Below are 504 nucleotides of genomic sequence, written 5' to 3'. Positions count from 1 at the left end.
CTACTTCCCAGGTAATTCTTTCAAACTGACTGCCCTCACCCTTAGGACCCACGCGCTTCATGGGATACTGCAGTCTTTTTTCATCATATATACGCGCCGTCATGTTCCGGACTTTATTGCAAATAGCCCCTTGTGTTACCGGGTGATTGGGGTCTCMCTCTATTTTAACGATCTTCCCAGCTTCTTTATGAATCAGCAAGCCGCATTGATCTGGACAATCCAGTGAGCATACGGATGGGAAAATACCATTTTGTTCATCTCGCATTGTTGTAAGCATTCGGCACTCCTTTCAACACTTCCATTCTTTTTTACTATATACCGAAATGAAGCGAAGCGAAAGCCTCTTTGCATTTAGTATAACTGCTCCACGGCCCAATCCCCTTCCAACGGTTCGGCACTCCTTTCAACACTACCATTCTTTTTTACTATATACCGAAATGAAGCGAAGCGAAAGCCTCTTTGCATTTAGTATAACTGCTCCACGGCCCAATCCCCTTCCAACGG

At 45.1% G+C, this 504-nt stretch carries 1 protein-coding gene; it reads right to left on the bottom strand.

All coding sequences use genetic code 11. The annotated features are described in order from the left end of the window. On the bottom strand, window positions 1–265 hold a 265-nt coding region (locus ACXJJ8_RS15480), incomplete at its 3' end, for a hypothetical protein (protein ID WP_499031885.1). Window positions 266–504: the final 239 nt, after the last annotated feature.

It is taken from the genome of Lysobacter sp. P5_C4, assembly GCF_054049695.1.
The sequence above is the reverse complement of the archived record's forward strand: the minus strand, read 5'-3'. Positions and strand labels throughout refer to the sequence as shown.